Below are 22,304 nucleotides of genomic sequence, written 5' to 3'. Positions count from 1 at the left end.
TTCCAAACCTCCCATAAGTTGCTTGTTGCTATTATAGTATAAACGTTTGGAATGGGGAGAAAGTTACGATGTTGTTGCAAACGACATATTAACATACTTAAATTAGAGACACTAGCACAATAATTTAAAGATTATCATCTATATCAACTGGATTGTATCATATTTTTTTGTTTGTATAAAAAAGAACCATACACCTAATTAGGTGTATGGTTCTTTTTTTAAAATATTATTAAGGAATCAAGATTTCGGATACTACACCGCTCAATGAGAATGCAGCAACTGCATTTTTAGCAGCAGAAGCATCAGTGATAACTTTAGAATCAGCATTGCTGCTGTTCAACTCTACAGTTACTACAGAATCATTAGCAAGAACGTTTTCTGTAGTGAATGTAACATTCAATACAGTAGGGTCAGTACCATCTACTTCATAAGCTACATCAGTTACAGTATTACCTGTAACGCTAAGTTTTACAACATTTGTATTCGAAACAGCTTGGATAGCTTCATCGAATTTAACTTTAGCTGTAAATTCATTACCAGTACCAGCTGCAAGTTTGATTTCTTGGCCGTCTACTTTAACAGCTTCAGGTTTAATGTTATCGATAACATTCAATCCTGCAGCTGCAGCAGGTACACTTACACGAACTCCCAAGTTATCTTGAGTGTTTGGAGTACCGACTCTCAAACCAAATTTAGCAGTAGGAGCTGCAGACAATTTATAATCATTAGCAAGTGTAAAGTTTACAATTGTTTGGCCATTTGAATAAGTAGGTTGACCATCAAGTACAACAGCACGATCAGATCCACCTGCATTCACAGCAAAGTCGTTAGCATCAACAGTATTCAAGATACCGTCAAATTTAACTGTCACTTTGTTAGTAGCAGTAGCTTTGACAGAATCAGCAACCAATGATACCGCTTGACCTGCTACAGCGATTTCTCCACTTACATAACTATTGTCAGTGTAAGCAAATCCACCATTTTGGTCTGCAACTAATGATACACGTAATTTAGCATCGGCAGCATTCAAAACTTTATCAGTGTAAGGAACTGTGATTTTAACAGTTTCAGGAGTTACCAATTCAACAGTAGCATTGCTTGGCAAAGCTTCAAATGTTGTCGCTCCAGTAGTCCATTTCAATGCATATTTGGATTTCTCCAAAGCATTACCAGTTCCTTCTGTTGCAACAGCTTTGCTGAAAGTAACGAAGAAGTTAACATCACGTTTTGTACCGTTGCTGTTTTCCTCAGTGCTCCAGAATCTATTAACTTTAAATTCAGAAGTGTTACCAACAGTAATTGCAGAAGATACAGGCACGATAGTGTTAGGCACATAAGCATTATCTTGAACTCCAGATACTTCTACAGTGTAGTTTCCTTGTGGAAGATATCCAGACAGAGTGATAATTGCTTCATTTGTGTTAACATCGTAACCAATTGTCTTAACTGGGTGTCCGCTTCCATCCAAACCATAGCCTACAACTACTTTACCATCTTTATCTTTGATAGTGTAGTTAGCTTTAGCTGTACCCGTAGTGTTAGTGTTAGAATAAACAGATTTACTGTATTTCACTTTCAACACATGGTTACCATTATCAGTAGATACCGCTACATTGCTTACTGCTGGTTTAACAGTATCCAAAGTTGGAGTAACTTTCACTTCACGAGTAGCAGTATTACCACTATAGTCAGTAGCACCTTCTACTACGATTGTGTTTTCTCCAACACTTAGAGCGTTAGTTCTTGTGAATGTTACAGTCAATTTATTACCGGAACGTGTAACTTCACCAGTTTTAGCAGCAGTACCGTTGTATACACGAGTAAACGATTTGATTGGCTCATTGAACTCAATCTCAACTTTTTGCAAATCATATGATTTTGCAGAAGTTACAGTTGGAGCTTCAGTATCAGCTGCAACAGCGAAATCAGATTCTACTGGAACTACTTTCAGTCCCGAGAAATCTTGAACGTTGCTAACTGTAAGTTTGTGGTCTCCAGTTGTCAAAGAAGTAGTAATGATAACACTGTCAGGGAATGCATATTCCACTGTACCAGAGATTACTTTACCATCAACTTTGTAGTTGGAAGTTGTGATTGCAGAAGCGCGATCAACTGGCTCGGAGAACACTACTTGGAATGCTCCTGTACCCAAACCTTTAACTTCTTTAACAGATGGTGTAGTTACATCAACTGGTGTGAAAGTAACTTCTTGTGCAATTGTTTTGGAACCGTCAGAGTTTTTGATGCCACTAACAGTCAATTTGATTGCTTTTTGGTTATCGAGTTTGTTACCACCTGTGTAGTACTCGTTATCCAAAGTCAACACTACAGTTTTCTTGTCAGCAGACAAAACTGCAGATTTGAGATCTTTGCTCAATTGATAGTTGTTAACATCTTCTGCTGTAGCAGCGTCAACATCGCCATCAAAAGTTACAGTAACTTGTTTCAAGTTGTCAGCAGTTACGCTTTGAACTTTAGTTGCTGCAGTTACTACATAAGTAACTTTCTCAGTGAACTCTTTATCTTTGTAAGTGAATTTCACTTCAGTTTCTTTGTTAGCTTCAAGAGCTTTATCCAAAGTTACTTTTACAGTTTCGCCGTCGCTGATTTTGAACTCAACTACTTTACCAGCTTCAGATACTGTGTAAGATTCTACTTTCAAGCTTTGAGCTTGATCGATAGAGTAAGCTGCACCTACCAACAATTCGCGGGAAGCATTACCAGAGAAGTTAGCGTTAGCGTCGATCAGACCTGCGTTGATCGCTGCTTGAACATAACCTTTAGCCCATGCTGCTGCATTGTTGTTAGTTTCAGTTGGGATTTCAAGATCAAGTGCACGAGTCAAGATTGTAGCCATTTCAGCTACTGTCACTTTACCATTGAAGTCGAAGATTTTTTTCTCTACGTTTTTACCTTCCATGATACCCGCAGCAGTTACTGCTTCGATGTAAGGTACAGCCCAGTTCTTAGCTGTGTAGTTTTTGTCGTTGTAAGAAAGAGTTCCAGTGATCTCTTTCAGACCCAACAATTTAGTGATAACTTTTGCGAACTCAGCGCGAGTCATCTCTTTGTCCAGACCAGCTGTGCCATCTGGGTAACCATTGAAGATACCTTTTGCTTTCAATGCGTCAAACTGTTGTTGTGGTGTTACTGCTGTGTCACCGAATGCTACAGATGCAAACATTGAGAATGCCATTGCTGTAGACAGTGCTACGGATAAAATTTTCTTCATAACCTTTTTGTCTCCTCCTTGGGCGTTCATAACATTGGAATTTTCTTTAATAGGGTCGCTCGTATTCCTCATTCTATTGTCGCACCCCCTTTCCAGAGTTATGAGCAAGTTAATATAAATGATGTCTGTGAGCATATCACAGAAACTTGTTAACAAGAATAAAAGATAGAATCATACGTAAATAGAGTAGTTTCCTAATCCTACCTTACGTATTATACAATGGGTCTCTCGTGCCGTAAAGCAATTTTTTCTAATAAATAGACAAGATTCTTCACGAGGTCATTCTTGGTAAGTTGCCCAATGTTTTCGACTCTACATCTTAAACGCAGTAGATTTCAAAAAGTTGCGGATTCCTCAAAAAAAGTTTTGAATTTCTTTATGTATTGATGCAGTGCGGGTCTTTAACGGATTCAAAACATTTAATGAAGTTGAATTCATGACTTTTTTCCGAAATCACACTGTGTAAAGAATGATGTGGACGTTTAATTATACCCGTTATTTTCCACAATGAAGCGACAAATTCTACAAAATTGAAAATAAAAAAAGAGGACCTCAGGGTCCTCTTCTTGGATCAGTGACTATAACTTAGCGGATCTTCATCGCTAACTCAATAATCTGAGCACGCATATTTGGATCGCTGTTCAATCTTAGATACATATCGTCAATTGGTTGTCTGTTCTCCCGGTATGTCTTCTCGTGCTTCATCGTAGTGTGAGACCATTCAATCAATTCATTCTCGGCCAGAACCAGACTGTTATACGCATCATGGAAGCCGGTGGACTGTACAAGTCCTTCCATAACTTCCTGTGAGATCTCTTCTGTCTTACGTGTATCTTCCAACTTTTTCTCCAGAATGACTGCCTGCTTCTCGAACTGTGTCTTTGCCTTCATGTAACCCAATTGGGCTCTCGAATAAATCGGTTTCATTAGCTAACTTCACCCTCTAGATCATTGTGTATTTACCGTTATTGTATCTTAATCTCTAGCAAATTACAAAAATAGTTATTGGTAAAAAACAGATTTCTTCTATTATAAATGAATTCTATACGAGCTATTCTAGAGTTATAAAAAGAACCCGCCCCTTTAGTAAAAGGGACAGGTCCTTCCTAAAATCATCGCAATACTGTTAGATTAGCTCAATGTTTTAGGGAATAGTTTCGTGCTCTTCTTAAGCAGTTCTACTGCAATCTTGGCTGCTTCTGCACGAGTCATATTACCTTTTGGATTGAATTGGTATTGCGTTTTGGCTGCACCTGGAATGTTTACAGGGCTTCCTTCCATGATTTTTGCTTTGGTAACCGCCACAATGGCTGGTCGTGCATAGAAATCAATAGAAGTTGAATCCAGGAACGATTTGGCCAACGTAGCCGTCAATTTACTGTCATTGGCTGCAAGCTTGGCATTCATCGCCCGTGCGATCATAACAGCTGCCTGCTCCCGTGTAACAGGCTGGTCTGGTCCAAAGAACCCATCACTAAGTCCTTGAACAATACCTGCGCGTGCTGCTGTTTCGATCGCTTCATACGTCCAACGATCCGATTTGGTGTTCTCGGAAACGTCTGTGAAGGTTGTTTTGCTTGGTTTAACCAGTTGAATATCCATACCTTTGACAAGCAAAGTAGCAAATTCGCCACGTGTTGTCTGATCATCCGCACCAAACGCATTGGTTCTCAGCGGATTCATAATTCCTTTGGAATACATCGCATTCAGCAAGTTCCGTGCCCACGGATGGTTTGTGATGTCCGGGTAGCTCTGACTTTGCTTCATGACTTTATAATAACCAAATTCATCAAACGGTACGGTAATGGTGTGACTCTTCGTATCCACTGCACCACCTATGGACACCCATTTGCCTACATTAGAATCGTCCGAGTAACGATATACCGTAATCGTAGACCCTACATCGTCAACAATGGATGGATCATAACTCAGCGTTAACGTTCCGCGCTGGGATGGTGTAAGAATACGCTCCTGAGCATATCTCGTAAACTCTCCATCTATGGAGTACGGCGTAATTCCGTTTGTTCCTGCTTTGTATCCGTTCGTACCACGATCACCCAGTTCACCCAGACCACCGTTGATCCAGTAAATATCAGATACTTGAGTAAAGTTGGCTGTATTGATCACCGAGGCGAAGAAGCTCGACAACTCGGTAGGAATACGGATGACGCTGGCACCATTGGTACTTCTGTCATCTGCATTAACTCCGATAACATTACCGTAGTCATTCTTACGTTCAACAACACCGTCTTTTGGATCAGCGATACCAAACAACAGTTTATTGTCTGGATAGAACTTCACCATGCCACTTGTTGTTGTCGATTGCAGTACCGTCCCTTTCGGGAATGAAAGCACCACATTTTTGTTAAACACAGTATATTTGTTGGCTACCTTAGGAGCCATGTACTGTGAATCAATCGCGATCGCACCTGTATAATACACATTAATCGTATCGTTGATCGTGCCGCCCTCGCGTATAATCTGAATCTTAATTGCATTATTCTTGTCTGCTTTGAGTCCTACATAATCCAATACAAAACGGTTATTCATATCTGTACGTTTAACAGCTGGCTCTTTACCGATCAATACTTGAGATGCTCCCTCAGCTTCAATATCGAAACGAACAAAGTTTTTGTTCACAACGATGTTGTTACCTACCGTAGGTTGTGGAGACAAAATGCGGTAAGAAGAAGGTTCGCGTACAATTTCCAAACGTTGTGTCGTTCTCGCACCAGTACTGTTGATCAGTTCGAGTGTGTACACATGTGTTCCTGGTACATCAAACTTAAGATTCTGAATCCGTGCCAGGAAAAGATCACTATTACCTGTAATATCATAGCTAGGCAAGCCAGTTGTAGCTGGTTGATTCACTTCAAAAATCGTTGTACTTGTCAGTTCTTTAGTGAAAATTTTATCAGAACCGAAGTAGACGTTCACAATATCAGCACCACCGCCATTAATGACGAGGTCATAATTTTCTTCACTTGTTACATACTTGTCTTCTTTGAAAGCAAATTCAGGTGTAACAGAGAAAATGCGCTTCATCTCATCATCTTCATATTGCGTGATTGGTTTGTTGATAAATTGCTGACGTGAGTCCTTAGGAATCAGCGTAGGCATGAAAGACGTCACTGTCGATTGATTTTGGTCAATGACATTGATCTTCAACGTAGTCGAGATCGTGATTGGAAGTTTGTTCGCATCCTCGTCCGTAGCACGGATCAAGATCGTATTCTCACCATAGACAATCGGTCCTGATTTCAAGACGGGAAGATCTACACTGAACGTTCCATCATCTGGTTTCGGGAACGCTTCTGTCGTTGTATATTTTTTACCATTTACAAGTATTTCAGCGACAAAGTTATTACCGCCTAGGGTTTTGAAACCAATAAAACGTCCTTTTAACGTAAGCTTTTGCGAACTACTCTTGGAGTTAAAGGTGTAGGTTTGTCCGTTTTGAAGACTCTCCACATAAATAGAGCTCGCTGTTACATAAGAAATTTTTACAATCTTAGGCAAGTTCGTCGGACTACCATAGTAAAAGCGTACCTGTTGATCTCCACCAAGGAAACCGGAGACTTTATAGATTTTTTGGTTATCTTTCAGTTTCATCGCATCAACAGTAGCGACCGGGTCAATTTTAAGCTTTGTAGTACCTGTTGGTAAATATTCACCTACAAGCGTTCCTGAGATAGGTTCACTGGATTCTACCAAGATGAAGAATTGATCGGTTTGCAGCTTAGTTCCATCAAGCTTCGTTTGGGAATCAATGGCTTCGCCTTCTTTATAATCAGGCAAATAGTAGATCTCTGTGATATCCTGTGCCCCTGGGGAGAAGGTATAACTTGCGTTATATCCTGCACTGAAATTACCGTATGCGAGACGGAGACGAAGCGTTTGATCCTTCTTGGGAGATGTGCCATCTGCGGCAAGTTCCAAGTTATACGGTGTTGTAACCTCGAATTTTACCAATCGGTACTCAATGGTTACACCATCGGAACCCGTGATTAGTACTTCTTCAGCCGGGTCCGACTCAAACACAAAATTAGTTGGTTGCGTCAAGTTGCCATTAGACAACGTGATCTCACCATTCGTCGGACTAAAGGGATTAGGGCTCGCTGAATACGGAAGCAGCACCTGTCCGGTTAACGTTGCTGTTGTTTGAGTTGTGCCCGTAAATACCGGATTACTGTCCAGAATAGATTTATTCTGGCCCCCCAATTGTACCTTCAAATCTGTGAAAGGTTGGTCTTTATCAAAATAGTAAATCGAACGTTCAGTTTCAATGGCATTGGATGCACTTGAAATTTTGAACTTCAAATTATTTAGTCCTGCTTTTAATGCTAGCTGTGGCAAGAAGAATGATCCATCTTGCAGCATGGAGGCATTGATTTCATCCCCGCCGTTCACTTTTACACTTACAAGTGTAGAGTTCTGTACTTTACCTTGAATGGACACACGTTGTGTATCTACAACCGTGTTGGAACCCTCATTCAGGTTATAGGATTTGTTACCGCCAGTAGCGGAACTGTCCGTAAATACTTGGAAGCTTTCAATAAATGGAGCCTGATCGTACAATACATAGAATGTATCTGACCGTTCAACTGATCCCTGATTACCAGAGAAAGTAACTCGGTTGAATCCTGGGAACAGATTCAGGTTATTGGCTGTGAATTTGTTATTACCACTTGGATCAGCAGTAACAGCCGTTGTGATTGATTTAGTCGAGTCTGGAACCCATTTGCTATCTGAACCGGTTGTAACCAAGTTCAGTTGTTCAACCTTAACCTTTAAGCTCGTATTGGATACAAATGCATAAGAACCTGAAATTGTAATTGCTGAAGTTGAGGTTGTATATGCATTCGACCGTGTCAAGAAAGCCTTGGTTGCATCTGGAACTATAGATAGAGCAGCGGTCTCCCGCAATGTTCTAAGATCTGGCGTAAAATATGTGGTATAAGCATTAGATCCAACCGGATCACCGTCTGCAGCCGAAGCAACAGCCCCACCGAATAGACCTTGTGGGAACAATGAGAACACCATGGTGACCAACATGATCCAGACCAATGGCCGTTTCTTTTGTTGCATTACGTATCATCTCTCCTCTTTTTAAGTCAGTTACCTTTATATATCGGCAAAAGGTTCCAATTATTTAGTAAAAACCTCAAAATAAACAAAAAACCTTATCCACAAGGGATAAGGTTGGGTCTGGAATAATATTCAAGAATAGCTGTAACCATTACATTTATCTATTTATGATTTCGATCGAGTCTCTGGGTTCATCTTGACGCGCATACGCATCAGGAAGTTAATAACCGGTCTTCTCGTTTTGCTAACAAGCCCGATGACTTCTGCTCCCACCTGAAGGAAGAACATCATGATACAGATGACCACGAATGTTACCCAGTTCGCTTCAAACATGGCAGCGGAAGATTGGATAATCGCCAGAACTCCGAAGAATGCGGCAATTCCATATATGATCAGTACCGTCTGACGGTGACTGAATCCAAGTTCACGCAAGCAGTGATGCAGGTGACCTTTATCCGGTGCGAAAATCGGTTTCCGTTGTACCGCACGACGGATAATCGCGAAGAAGGTATCCGAGAGCGGCACACCGATAATGATCAGCGGTGTAATAAAGGACACGATAGCAATTTGTTTGAATCCCAGCATGGACAGCATCGCCAGAGAGAAACCAAGGAATAGTGATCCGGTATCCCCCATGAAGATCTTGGCCGGGTGAAAATTGAAGAACAGGAATCCGATAATACTACCCAGCAATACAAGACACATCAAAGCGATCATCATGTTACCCATCAGGAAGGACATCACGGCAATGGTACCAATTGCAATACCAGATACACCAGCTGCCAGACCATCCAGACCATCAATCAGGTTAATCGCATTGGTTACACCAACAATCCATAAGATCGTCAGCGGAATGGATACCCAAGCTTCGAGTGAAGAATAGGAATCCTGAAAAGGAATGTTAACGAAATCTACCCGGATATTAAATCCGAATACAACGACAGAAGCAGCAACGATCTGACCCAGCAACTTCACTTTGGCCGACAGTTCAAACCGATCATCGAGTGCTCCGATCAGCACGATAATTGTTCCACCAATCAGAAACGCGCTAACAAAACTCATGTCCCGAGTTGTGAACCATGCCGATACAAAAGGAAGCAATGCGGCAACTGTAATAATAAAGGCCAGGAATATCCCCAGACCACCAAGACGTGGCATGATCCGTGTGTGTACTTTACGTGCATTCGGCGTATCCATTGCGCCAATGCGGACTGCGAACTTTTTGACAAGTGGTGTCAGGGCAAGAGCCAGTCCCATTGACACGATAAATCCAATGATAAAGATCGCTACCATTTGAACATTCGACCCCCAATTATAATACCTGTACGAAATTATAAATCCCCTGATCTCTTTTTATATATAAAAAATTATTGTTAGTCACTTTTGATGAAAAATTCTGTTACACGATAACGGAGAGTGCAAGGAAAACCTAGAGAAGTGTAACGTTCGCATTTATCACCGGATTTCATCCTTTGGAAAAGGATAAAAGGAAATCTGGGGATAACGGCGATCGACAGGTTGCCTTGCAATCGTAGTGCCAAGTGTAACGCTTCTGTTTTCATGGAGTGGCACACATGTAATCCGGAATGAATTATACGCTCATCACACCCGAAAAGCCATCCTCAATTTCTAGCAAAAACAAGCATTTATCTCGCAATTACCTGTTTTTAACGGACTTTCGTCACGTTTTCTTTGTCCCGCATCACCTTAACAGCGAATTTCGGAAGCGCAAGCATCCGGCCAGCCCGGCTTGGTTCACGCAATAAGCGATAGAACCACTCCAGTCTTAACTTTTGGAACAGCATAGGCGCACGTTTGGTTTTGCCCGAAATCACATCAAAGCTGCCGCCAACGCCCATGGTTACGGGAACTTGAAGTGCATCTTTGTGTTTGTGAATCCACGGTTCTTGGGTGTCTGCCCCACGTGCTACAAACAACAGATCAGGTGCAGCTTCCCGTATGGAAGCAACAACCTGTTCATCCTCAGCCGGACCAAAATAACCGTCGCGATAACCCACAATTCGAATCGCCGGATACTGCTGTTGTAACCGAACTGCCGTTTCTTGAATCACCTCAGGGGTGGAACCCAGCAGATATACGCCCCATCGATAGTTTTCTCCAACACGCAGCAATTCATGTAAAAGCTCAAAACCCGGCACACGCTCAGCTACAGGATCTCCACAATAGTTTGCAGCCCATACGACACCTGTTCCATCAGGAACAATCAAATCCGCAGCTTGCATGACTTCCATGATTGCGGGATTTTCCAGTGCAGCCATAACCATAATCGGGTTAGCTGTAATGACTTGGTGTGGTTGCTTGGACAGCACAGCTTCCTGAAGAACCTTTACCGTTTCTTTCATCGTCAGTTTGGAAAAAGGAATGCCGTAGATCGAAACGGTAGGTATTGATCCGGTCTGACTCATCTTTATCTCATCCTTTGCGGCCTAAATAGTTAATAATCTGCTGTGCAGGTACTCTAGCTTCCTGCTTCAGTTGGGTGATACCTTCTTCATGTTCCTTCAGCCACTGTGAACGTTGATCCAGCAGTCCAACAACAGTCTTAGCGAGTTTGTCGCCATCGAGTGTATCCGTATTGCCTGCTGGTTCACTATCCAGGCGAAGCAGGAATTGATCAATTTTCGGATCATACGAGATGCCCACCGGAGGCACATACTGTGATGCCGCATAGATCAGACTGTGCAGACGCATACCGATCACAAGATCACACTTGCTGACTTCCTCCAGCATAAGCTGAGGATCGGTCATATCCGGTGTGATGCTAATCTCGCTGCCTTTACTGGTCACATCACCGAGCATTTCCATAAGGAATCGTGAAGCCTGTTCATCAACTGGCAAATGGAATGGCAGAAAACGCAAGTGCACAGCTCTTTTGGAGCACAACTTTTTCAATCCTGCGGCAATAGCCGTAAGTTCCTTCCGATCTGATTCCCAAAAACGTACCGAAATGCCGATCACAGGAAGCTTGGTATGTCCTCCAGTTGAAGGTTCCACTCGATTAGCCTGGTTAACAGCATCTGCTGAAGTAGCGCCTGCTACAGCTCTCGAATTTGTTTCAGGTAATGGCAAACCCATTACGGGGTCGGGTACAACATGGATCTGATTCCACTGTAACCCGAGCCCACGCAGGTAGTCTGCAGATTGTTCATCCCGAACGGATACATAGGTGCAGGCCTTAAAGACCGATTTGATCATCGGATTAAAAATTTTACGATTCACAGGGCCAATCCCCTGTGCATAGATAAACGTTGGTTTTTTCAACATCTGAGCCAGCTTGATTACACCCAGATAATAAGGAATGGATTTCAGTCCAGTTGCATCCTGCAATAGACTTCCTCCGCCACTGATTAACCCGTCGCTCTCCTTGAGTGCTTCACGGACTTCCTTCAATTTCATGCGATGCACGGAGCGTACACCGTACATGGCGGTTGTTGACTCGGGATCACCCGAGAGAACAATAGGTTCAATGGTGACGTTCGACCTTTGGCTTTCCTCTTCCAGCGCTGTCAAAATCGACTTTAGCACCGCTTCGTCTCCGCTATTGCGGAATCCGTAATACCCCGAGATGACTAACTTTTGAGAAGTGGTGACCATTTTTTCCAACATCCTTCCGCTACTTGCCACACACCCACAGCAATGATACCGAAGATTAAGCCAAGTCCCAATCCCATCACTCCACGAATGAGTGACAATACAGCCGGCGTATGGATATGCGCGAACGTATCCACCATGGACAATTGTCCAATCGCTGCAATAATGAGCACAAAGATGACTTTACGATATTTTAAAGCGGCGAACACGCCAACGATAAATAGCGGGTGTCCCAGCATAAATTCTTTGAATCTCGGCCGCACACCGAACGTATCTTCCAACGTGGTACGAAGGAACATCTCGAATGGTGTTACTGAACCCGAGTTGCCTGTACGGCTCAAGTAATAGTACCCAACAACGGCAGCAACAAGCGCCAAAACAACCATTAACACATTAATTGGCATACGAAGCATTTCTTTAATTTTCTTAATAGAGAACGAACCCGAACCACGATAAAACACAATATAGATCGCTACCAGTGCCATAGGTGCAAAGTGCAACAGACTTACGCCGCGGAACTGGTTAATTACCAGACTGTACGTAATACTGTTAAGCAATGCGATGACAAAAGGTACCGCCAGGAACGACAGAATTGACGTTCTTACATATAATACTAATGTCTGTTTCAAACGACGACCCGCAGATGCGTCAGGTTGACGCTGCTGCTGATAGTTCACTGTACGAACGGCCAGCACCATCGCTATGGTCGGAGCCGCTATGGCCACAAGCAAGGCAATTCCTTGCTCCAGCAGCGTTGGTTTCAAGAGGAACAATCCTGCACTGCCCACCAGAGCAACCACAAATGCTATCAAAGTCAGCAGTGGGATAAAATAAGAAACCATAAGTGCAATCATGGCAATTGCACCAACAAGAGCAACCAGCTTGGCATAACGTTGAATCGAAGAATCCTTAACTGTAAATGCCTCAGCTTGTCCTAGCTCGAATCCATGCTTCGCCATGCGTTCTACCGCATGACCCGGCTCACCCAGGCTGTTGATCAGATTCTCAATTGGATCTGTAATCATGGCCTTTGCTGTATTCCGGCTTGGTGATGCATTCATATAGAGCATACGAATGTTGCGATCCTTGGTTGCGAGAACAAAACGGTCAGCAATCGTATCTACGTCCAGATTGGCATCTCCATCACTAAGCGAGTACAGACGCGTAACGTTGTAATCCGTTTTATAAGCAAGGGTCTGGAATCCAGACTGCGGTTTCTTCAAGTTCTCGATGGCTGCAAGACCAATATTGTGCTTGTTCAGCAATTGTGCGAATTGGTCGAGACTTTTCATCTCTGCATTATCATTGTACCCTTTCACAGCATCACCATCAAACAAGATGCGCTTTACGCCATTCTCTTCGAAGAAGGTAAGCAAGCGCTCCATCGATTCCTGGCTGTATGGCACACTGTCCGAGATCCGCGGCAAAATGTAAAAACCTTTATCACGCAGCATCTTCACGGCAACCGGATCGGGCTGCAAAGGCTGCATGTTGGCATTCTCCGGAGGAGTCTGCAATATTAAGCCGCTACGACCTTCATATTCCCATGGTACTACCGGAATCTGCCGATCAGCGAACGTTTGTTCAATAATAGGGGTATACGTCTGTGCGTTTTCCTCCGATGTAAATAACACATACGTGTAATTTTCATTAGAAGGAATCACATTTTTGGTCAAGTTCGCGAGATCTTGGCCATTGTACACCATTAGTCGGCGTGTCTTTCTCAGCTCGTCCAATGTACTTTCGAACACAGCCATCGTTGTTACGCCTGCGTCTTTTAGACGAGTCAATTGTTCATTCATGAAATCTTGCGGATGTGCCTGATACGCGGAGATATCCAGCAGACCTCTATAGTTGAAGACAAGCTCCACCTTTTTGGCAGAAGATTCTGTCTGCACCCGATCACTGATTACAGGGATGGACGCAACCAGACCGATAATAACGACGAGCCACAACCACTTCCGAGAAGCGTTATTCCAATAAAGCCATTTTTGACGCACTACATGTACCTCCTCAAGTGTTGGAACCAAATGCACGTTCAGCTCAAGTAATTCGTTCATTTAACATTCATACAATAGGTTACAAACAGCTTGTGTCAACAAGCCCTCTTATATGCTAGAACTCTCTACACTTTTATTTCAAAGAAAAACCCCTCCGCCAACCAACCTTACGGTGCGGAGAGGCCTTCTCATGTTCTTGCTCATTGTTGCATTCGTATTATTGTGCGTCTACACGCGACATCACTGTAGTCACCAGACGCTCGATCCGGCTTTCCGCATCTTCCAAATTCTCTCCACGCACGGCGAAGTATACTTTGATCTTCGGTTCTGTCCCAGAAGGGCGCAAGCAGAACCATGAACCGTCTGCCAAAATGAACTTCAGTACGTTCTCCTTCGGAAGACCGTCCAGACCAAGGGAGTAGTCCAGCACATCTTGTACAGCAATTCCCGCTACTTCTTGTGGTGGATTGGAACGCCAGTCCGTCATTTTGGCTTGAATCTGAGCCACACCGTCTTTGCCTTTCAGCGTACGGGACTCCAGCTTCTCCAAGAAATATCCGAATTGGTTGTACAACTCTTGCAAAACATCATACAACGTCTTGCCTTGGCTCTTATAATACGCAGCTGCTTCAGCAATCAGCATCGAGGCAAGGACAGCATCCTTGTCACGGGCATAGTTGCCGGAAAGGTAGCCATAACTCTCTTCATATCCGAACAAGAATGTATGACTGCCTGTTGCTTCGAACTGGTTCATTTTTTCACCGATATATTTGAAGCCTGTCAGTGTGTTCATCACTTCTGCACCGTAATGTTCGGCAATGACAGCACCCATCTCACTTGTTACGATTGTTTTGACAACTGCACCGTTGCTTGGCAGTGTACCTGTCTCTTGCAGGCGACTGAGCAGGTAATGTACCATAATCGCACCAGACTGGTTTCCGGACAAGACGAAATATTTGCCATCGTTGTCTTTCACAACAGCACCCATACGGTCTGCATCCGGATCTGTTCCGATCAGAATGTCAGCGCCTACGGATTCTCCCAGCTTCATTGCAAGCGTAAACGCTTCGCGTTCTTCCGGGTTAGGGGATTTCACGGTAGAGAACTCAGCATCCGGCTGTTCTTGTTCAGCCACAATGTGCACTTGCTCGAATCCGATCTGCTCCAGCACGCGACGTACAGGGATGTTGCCTGTTCCGTGCAGCGGTGTGTAAACGATTTTGAAATCACGGCCTATGCCGGATTGAATCAGTTCGCGGCTCAGACTGCGGCTTGCTACGGTATCCACAAACGCTTGGTCTTGGTCTTCACCCAACCAGATCAGGAGCCCCTGAGCTTCTGCTTCTTCTTGCGTCAGTTTCTTCACGTCAGCAAGGGAAGGCACTTCCTGAATGTACTGAATGACTTTTTCCGCTTCATTCGGTACCAATTGACCGCCCTCATGATTGTAGACTTTGTAGCCGTTATATTCCGGTGGGTTATGGCTCGCTGTTACAACAATTCCGCCAGTTGCCTTCTGATGACGCACCGCGAATGACAACTCAGGAGTTGAACGCAGGGATGGGAACAGCTTGGCTACAATGCCGTTTCCAGCCAGTACAAGCGCAGCATCCAGTGTGAATTCAGGTGAGAAATGACGGGAATCATGAGCAATGACAACAGAAGGTTTGCCTTCTTGGTCACCATGCTGCTCAAGCAAATAACGCGCAAATCCTTGCGTTGCCCGACCTACGGTGTAACGGTTCATCCGGTTGCTTCCGGCACCAATAACTCCGCGCAATCCACCTGTACCAAACTCCAGGTTTCTGTAAAAACGTTCCTCCAGCTCTTTCGGTTGATCCTGCAAGTCACGAAGCTCCTGTTTCGTTGCTTCATCAATCGAAGCATCCTCCAACCATTGCTGCAACGTCTCTGCTGCTGCTGTGCTTAACTGTTCCATTCCGATAAACCCCTTCCGTCTATATAAATTCAGGTGTGCTGAGTTACTTCAGCATCTTGCATCATTCGGTCCGTCTACGTTCCTGCATGATGTAAATGCTCACGTATGTAATCAGCTTGGGTCAGACAGTGCAAACATAATCTCGCCTTCAGCGACAACTTTGTCGTTCACTCGGGCAGTTGCTTTACCTTTACCAATAGAACCCTTCAGACGTGTAATCTCCACTTCCAGAATCAACGTATCTCCGGGCACAACTTGTCCACGGAATCGGAAATTGTCCAGTCCCGCCAAAAAGCCGATTTTGCCTTTGTTGCCTTCCAAATTCAGAATGGCTACTGCACCAACTTGTGCCAGCGCTTCTGTAATCAGTACACCCGGCATTACCGGATACTCTGGGAAATGACCAATGAAGAAAGGTTCGTTAATGGTTACGTTTTTCAAACCAACCGCACGTTTTCCATCCTCAATCTCTAGAATCTTGTCCACCAGCAGAAACGGGGGACGGTGCGGGATGATTTCTTGAATCTGTTTGATATCGAGCACAGTGTAATCTCCTCTCGGGATGTTTATATGAGCGTTCTTCATCATGGATTGACTCTTAGCGCTACGGTGGTCGTTACGGTTACGGATCGTCCCTCTGATCGCTGTTGTCTCCGAATTTTTTTGATCAACCTCAGAGAGGTCAAAATTCGGTGACAAAGGCGAGCGCTTTGCTTCTTCTGAACGATTCCGTTCCCTCCACTTACTTCGGTGCTGCAAGGTCAACCCCCACATGACAAAGTCGAAGCTCATATAAATGGTTTTTTAATTTTTAAATTTTGTATGGAAAGCATATTTTGGGTTAACACTAGTTATATCCTTCATGACTGCAGTAGTGAAGGTTAAGATAAGGGGTCTCTCTTCGCGATGACGAATGTCTTTCGCAGGGGAGGCCTCTTTTGTGACGTCAAACGTCATCCATCATTATACTGTTTTCAACGTCAAAAAGAAAACTCCTGCCTGCGCAGGAGTTTTCGCTTAACTCGTTACATTATGGAGCGAACACCAGATTATATACATGTTCCCATGTACTCCATTGCCATACGGAACCGATATCCTGTTTGCCCAGTACCACATATCCAGCTACCATTCCGCCAGCGAGGGCAAGAACAAGCAGGACCGGAACCAGGAACCATCTTGCGATGCGCCATCCACTCTTCTTCTTCTTGACTTCCTTTTTCTCTGGCTTACTGTTCTGCTGCTGTGTTTCTGTCATCACATTCACCTTTTACGCTCTCATATTGTTGGCAAGACCCAACATGGAATCACTTGATGTTAGCGCCTTTGCCGCCAGCTGATATGTCCGCTGTCCTTGCATAAGCAGAGACATCTCCTGTGTCAGATCCACATTGGATTGCTCCAGAAATCCTGGACGGATCAAGGCAGCCGCTTGACGTGTAGCTGCATTAGCGCCAAATACATCATCTTCGGTTAATCCCGCATCCAGACCAAAAAGGTTATCCGCATACTGTACCAGCCCCTCAGGGCGTTCAATGTCTACCACTTGCAGCTGTGCTCCAATGGTTGCATTTGCCTCATTACCGCGTCGGATTAACAGGTTGCCATTTTCATCAAAAGCAACTTTGCTATTATTCGGTGCCGTAATACGATTGCCTTGACGATCCAGGGCAAAGTGGCCTTCGCCATTGACCATCACCATCATATCAGGTGAATTCGGAGTAGGCTTAGGTCTTGTATCAGGTACAAAATGAAATGCACCCTGACGTGTCCACATTTTCTCCCCATTCGCTTCAACTGCAAACATCGCATTTCCCTCAATAGCCAGATCGGTCGGAAGGCCAGTCTCGTTCAAGGGGCCTTGAGACATATCCTTCGTCACATCTGCCAAACGAGCACCAAAACCGAGGTTATATCCCATCGGTGTGGAACGTCCATCCAGTTTGTATTTGTCCGGTTGTTGTTGAACCCGGGTCAGCACATCCTCGAAAGCCGCTTGTTTGCTTTTATAGCCTGCCGTATTCACGTTGGCAATATTATCGGAAATGACATCCAGACGCTGCTGTATGGCAGTCATGGAAACCTTGGCACTAATCATGGAATTATTCATCGGTGGTATACCCTCCCTTGTGTCCTGTCCACCCTCCCAAACCCTCCCTAGTAGGGAGGGCCCCAGATGGCGCTGCCCTCTGGACTCCCGAAACAGGCGGATTAGGTAAGTGGGGTACGATCTTGCTAAGTGGCGGTGGTGTGTGTGCGCCGCGACTGCCGTGCTATGATTCCCGCCATAGTTTCACATGGCTGAATCATAGCACGGCACGCTCTTTATGCGGCGTGTAGCTCCGCGTGGTCTCTCCTTGCTTTGCTTCGCAAAGGACTGTCGAGACCGTCGCTGCGCTCAGGTAATGCTGCGCATTCCTCGCATAAGCTCGGCTGCGTTTGCTTTGCGCTTCGCGTGAGCCTCTCTGCTTTGCTGCGCAAAGGGTGTTTGGCTCTCCGCTGCGCGGTTATATTTAAACGTCGGCGTTATACACGCCCGACTTCATTGACGGCTTTATCCAGACTGCGGTCGTAGAATTGTACGATCTTCTGGTTTGCTTCATACGCACGGAATGCAGCGTTCATATCAACCGTTGCCTGTGAGGCATCGACATTCGAGCCTTCCAAGTATCCCTGACGGATCTGCACATTATCACCAGCTGCCATCATCCGGGCTGTTGCCCCGTTTGCATCACTAAGACTGAAATTGCCATTACCTTGACGAACCAGTTGATTCGGTTGGTCAATGACACTAATGCCAAGAGTAACTCCTGTCGGTGCACCCGTAGCTGCGTCCACCAAACGGCCTTGCTCATCCACTTTAAATTGCTCTACGGAACCTGTCAACACTACAGGTTGTCCATTATTATCCAACACTTGTGAACCTGTTGAGCTCAGCAATTGTCCCGTTCCTGTGATCTCGAAGTGACCATCGCGTGTATATCCGGTGTTACCTTCTGCATCCTGAACTGTAAAATACGCCTGAGGCTGGTAAGTCACCGTGCCGTCGGCCCGTACAAATTTGCCTGATGCGTCAAACGGGACAGGTTGTCCAGTCTGGGGATCATTGACAGTCATATTGGATGAAATGGAAAAATCATTTTTCTGCCCAGTCTCCATAATGGTCCCCTGCAAATTCATGGACAAACTCTCTTCCGCGAACACCCCCGTGTTCAGCTTGCCCAGCCGCTTTGTTGGAAGATTTGCATCTCCGCCTACCAAAGTAATGAGCATTTCCGGGAAGGAACGGCTTACGCTGTTCACTTGTTTATATCCCGTGGTGTTCATATTTACGATATTCTGTGTTGCTGTGTCATGGCGGCGTTGTTGCGTAATCATTCCCGCAGTAGCGGTGTACAGACCTCTTAACATGAATTAACCCCTCTCCTCAAGCGCTTGACCTGCATCACAGGTTGGCTGCTTGTCCGTTCTGCTTTCCGAGCATGGCGAACCTTTGCTATTTATATCGGCAGATTAGAACTTTTTCTTAACCACCTGATCCAAATTATTAAGCATTATGCCTGTCCCCTTCACGACACAGTGCATTGGATCTTCAGCCACCCATACCGGTACATGCAATTCATTGGACAAAAGCTCGTCCAGTCCGTTCAGCAATGCACCTCCGCCAGTCAATACAACACCACGGTCGATAATGTCCGCTGACAATTCAGGCGGGGTACGTTCCAATACCGACTTCGCTGCCACGATGATGGATTGCACGGAATCCCAAAGTGCTTCCTGTACTTCATTTCCCGATACCGTTACGGTAACAGGCAGACCGGATACCATATCCCGTCCGCGAATGTCCATCTCCGTTTGATGTCCACCCGGATGTACGGTACCAATCGCAATTTTGATATCTTCAGCGGTACGTTCACCGATCATGAGCTTGTACTTGGCTTTGATAAACTTGATAATGGCTTCGTCGAACTTGTCCCCTGCGACTTTAATAGAAGAGGCGGTGACCACGTCGCCCATAGAAAGGACTGCAACGTCAGTCGTACCGCCGCCGATATCCACGACCATATTGCCGCTCGGCTGAAAAATATCCATTCCCGCACCGATCGCTGCCGCTTTCGGCTCTTCTTCCAGAAACACTTCTTTGGCACCGCTGCGTTCTGCCGCCTCACGGATGGCCTTCTGCTCCACGGAAGTAATGTTCGTTGGTGCACAGATCAGAATCCGAGGGTGGCTGTACCAGCTTCTTGCACCCACACGATTAATGAAATGTCTGAGCATCGCTTCTGTAATCTCGAAGTCCGCAATAACGCCGTCACGCAGCGGTCTAATGGCAACAATGTTACCTGGAGTACGCCCCACCATACGACGCGCTTCTTCCCCAACAGCAAGGACACGCTTCGTATCTCTTTCAATGGTCACGACGGAAGGTTCATCGAGGACAACCCCACTTCCTTTCACGTGAATAAGCACGTTCGCCGTGCCAAGATCAATACCGATATCCTTGCTAAACATAAAAGAGCCCCCAAAGTGATATTATTTGGTCAGCGTATCCTGTGAAAAAGAGTCCCTTATCACGTCACCGCTCGTTCGACAAAGTGCAACATATATATGTAAAAATCGGGCTGATAAGATGTCATAATTCGATCCTGTACCAGCTTTTAACATATCATACTTCAGGGGAGGGATTCAATGCATGTGTGAGCTTTTTGGCCTACGTCTTTGTGAAGATGCTTACGATTTGGCGGAAGCCAACACCTCACGTTTCTTGCCACTCGTTTTTTTGTATTTAATTTTGGTCGCTTCACCGCCCCGCAAATGGCGGATGGACTTGTGATACTCCAAAATGTGTTTCACCTGGTCAGCAAGATCAGGGTTGATTTCCGGCAGACGCTCCGTCAGATCCTTATGCACAGTACTCTTTGACACGCCGAATTCTTTGGCTATGGTACGGACCGTATTCCTCGTCTCAACAATGCAGCGACCAATTTTGATGGTCCGTTCCTTGATGTAATCGTGCACGCTCCCGCCTCCCTACTGTGTGGATAGTTTGGTACATTATATGAGGAGCATGCCTATATATTCGCGGTTTAGAGGTGTGACAAGCTTCGAAGGTCCCATTATTTTCTGAAAAGCACAAAAAGAGCAGAGGTTCAACCCTCTGCCCATCATGTTGCTGCGGTAAAATTCATTTATTTTTCCGGAAGATATCCTTGCGGGTTAACCGGCTGTCCGTCTTCGTACACTTCAAAGTGAAGGTGGTTGCCAAGCGTTTTACCCAATTCATTGACGCCAGCGGATGCAATCGCATCTCCCTGTTTCACTTCGTCGTCCTGTTTCACTTTGACGTCTGCCAAGCTTTGGTATACCGTCTTCAGGTTATCGCTGTGTGTGATTTCCACAACCTGACCTGTGAGCGGATTTTGCTCAACCCGGGTAACTTTACCGGCAAGCGCTGCTTTTACTTCAAATGTTTTATTATCCCCACGTGCCAGATCCACACCCGTGTTCGGGATGAATGTATCATTGTACTGCACCATCGCCGCTTCATGTTCCTCGGTTGAAGCTTCGCTATCATAGAAAGGTTTTACTACCGAAATTTCGGACGGTACCGCTACCGGCCATACAAAATTCTCCGACTTTGCAACAACTTCCACACTTTCTTCTTCGCCTACTGCTGTTCCTTCTGTACCCGCCGATGCGCCTGTTTCTACTACCCCGCTAGCAGGGTCCGAGTTCAGCGTTTTGTCGCCTGTGCCCTGATAGACCCACACTAAGGTTAGTATAATGCCTGCTGCTGCGATGTAGGCTGCCGGGAAGACCCAGCGTTTGGACATTGCTCTTTTCCATGAAGAGGGCTGGCTAGCCGGTACTCCTTGAGTTGTTTTAGGAGTTTCTTCTTGGACTGATTTTTTGTTTTGTTCATTCATGTTAATCACCTCAGTAACAAGTGTTACCGGGTGCAACTCTTTTATACACGCGCGACTCTAATTATTTTCACGGAGGTTTCAGAGAGTGCTATATAGGGTGGAAATGAGTGTTAGTTCGTGCGCCGCTTCGGGGCCAGAAAACCTTTCGACCGCTGGTTACTACCAGATTTCTTCTATCACCTTCTTCAAAGGTGAAATCCGGTAGTAAAGGCGGACACTTTGTTTCTACAGGTCTTTTCTGTCCCCTGCGCTCTCCATACGCTAGCACTCTCGGCATATATAGCCAAATCTCGAAAGCTCCGGAATGGGTGTTGGTAGACTGGTCCGGATTGGCTGTAAAGGTCAATCCTTCTATGAAGTTCATTTATCGGTGAGAGCGAAATGATATAGGTTGTGACCGGATAATACAGATTTAAGACGCCCAGGTTCTTTAAAGTGAGATTTGAGATTAGAGATAGACAGGGCGCGCCACTAATGACTGTTTCATTTAACATCTAGATTTTAAAGAA

15 protein-coding genes are annotated in these 22,304 nt (G+C 44.9%); all 15 read right to left on the bottom strand.

Annotated features, from left to right (window positions below; all coding sequences use genetic code 11):
- Positions 1-229: 229 nt before the first annotated feature.
- The 15 genes from MKX68_RS14095 to MKX68_RS14025 all read right to left on the bottom strand — a co-directional run bounded on the left by MKX68_RS14095 (position 230) and on the right by MKX68_RS14025 (position 21,795).
- Positions 230-3,304, bottom strand: coding sequence for an S-layer homology domain-containing protein (locus MKX68_RS14095; protein ID WP_340912402.1), 3,075 nt, complete (start codon positions 3,302-3,304; stop codon positions 230-232).
- Between the two features lie 513 nt (positions 3,305-3,817).
- Positions 3,818-4,159 carry a hypothetical protein gene (locus tag MKX68_RS14090; protein ID WP_076332560.1) on the bottom strand — a complete coding sequence of 114 codons (342 nt, stop codon included), beginning with the start codon at positions 4,157-4,159 and terminating at the stop codon, positions 3,818-3,820.
- Between the two features lie 204 nt (positions 4,160-4,363).
- Complete coding sequence (locus MKX68_RS14085; RefSeq protein ID WP_340912399.1) at positions 4,364-8,320, bottom strand: S-layer homology domain-containing protein; 3,957 nt, start codon at positions 8,318-8,320, stop codon at positions 4,364-4,366.
- A gap of 165 nt (positions 8,321-8,485) precedes the next feature.
- Positions 8,486-9,613 carry a glycosyltransferase family 4 protein gene (locus MKX68_RS14080; RefSeq protein WP_340912396.1) on the bottom strand — a complete coding sequence of 376 codons (1,128 nt, stop codon included), beginning with the start codon at positions 9,611-9,613 and terminating at the stop codon, positions 8,486-8,488.
- Positions 9,614-9,987: 374 nt separating this feature from the next.
- Positions 9,988-10,746 (bottom strand): WecB/TagA/CpsF family glycosyltransferase, encoded by a 759-nt coding sequence (locus MKX68_RS14075; protein ID WP_340912393.1) that lies wholly within the window; start codon positions 10,744-10,746, stop codon positions 9,988-9,990.
- Between the two features lie 7 nt (positions 10,747-10,753).
- Positions 10,754-11,935, bottom strand: a complete 1,182-nt coding sequence (csaB, locus tag MKX68_RS14070) for a polysaccharide pyruvyl transferase CsaB (protein WP_340912390.1) — start codon at positions 11,933-11,935, stop codon at positions 10,754-10,756.
- Complete coding sequence (locus MKX68_RS14065; RefSeq protein ID WP_338588717.1) at positions 11,911-13,932, bottom strand: DUF5693 family protein; 2,022 nt, start codon at positions 13,930-13,932, stop codon at positions 11,911-11,913. The genes csaB and MKX68_RS14065 overlap by 25 nt, the downstream gene beginning before the upstream one ends.
- A gap of 217 nt (positions 13,933-14,149) precedes the next feature.
- Positions 14,150-15,871 (bottom strand): phospho-sugar mutase, encoded by a 1,722-nt coding sequence (locus tag MKX68_RS14060; protein ID WP_076209803.1) that lies wholly within the window; start codon positions 15,869-15,871, stop codon positions 14,150-14,152.
- Positions 15,872-15,982: 111 nt separating this feature from the next.
- Complete coding sequence (gene fabZ / locus MKX68_RS14055; RefSeq protein ID WP_036613058.1) at positions 15,983-16,414, bottom strand: 3-hydroxyacyl-ACP dehydratase FabZ; 432 nt, start codon at positions 16,412-16,414, stop codon at positions 15,983-15,985.
- Positions 16,415-16,901: 487 nt separating this feature from the next.
- The gene (locus MKX68_RS14050) at positions 16,902-17,126 is read right to left on the bottom strand and encodes a DNA-directed RNA polymerase subunit beta (RefSeq protein WP_017691949.1); all 225 of its coding nucleotides are present in this window, start codon (positions 17,124-17,126) and stop codon (positions 16,902-16,904) included.
- 12 nt (positions 17,127-17,138) lie between these two features.
- Positions 17,139-17,978, bottom strand: coding sequence for a flagellar hook-basal body protein (locus MKX68_RS14045; protein ID WP_338588718.1), 840 nt, complete (start codon positions 17,976-17,978; stop codon positions 17,139-17,141).
- Positions 17,979-18,394: 416 nt separating this feature from the next.
- Positions 18,395-19,279, bottom strand: a complete 885-nt coding sequence (locus MKX68_RS14040; protein WP_340912384.1) for a flagellar hook-basal body protein — start codon at positions 19,277-19,279, stop codon at positions 18,395-18,397.
- 102 nt (positions 19,280-19,381) lie between these two features.
- The gene (locus MKX68_RS14035; RefSeq protein WP_133386096.1) at positions 19,382-20,380 is read right to left on the bottom strand and encodes a rod shape-determining protein; all 999 of its coding nucleotides are present in this window, start codon (positions 20,378-20,380) and stop codon (positions 19,382-19,384) included.
- 219 nt (positions 20,381-20,599) lie between these two features.
- Entirely contained in the window at positions 20,600-20,887 is a 288-nt protein-coding gene (spoIIID, locus tag MKX68_RS14030; RefSeq protein WP_024632710.1) for a sporulation transcriptional regulator SpoIIID, read from the bottom strand.
- Between the two features lie 170 nt (positions 20,888-21,057).
- The gene (locus tag MKX68_RS14025) at positions 21,058-21,795 is read right to left on the bottom strand and encodes a M23 family metallopeptidase (protein ID WP_133386097.1); all 738 of its coding nucleotides are present in this window, start codon (positions 21,793-21,795) and stop codon (positions 21,058-21,060) included.
- Between the last annotated feature and the right edge of the window lie 509 nt (positions 21,796-22,304).

It is taken from the genome of Paenibacillus sp. FSL M8-0212 (assembly GCF_038004645.1).
GTDB lineage: Bacteria > Bacillota > Bacilli > Paenibacillales > Paenibacillaceae > Paenibacillus.
The sequence above is the reverse complement of the archived record's forward strand: the minus strand, read 5'-3'. Positions and strand labels throughout refer to the sequence as shown.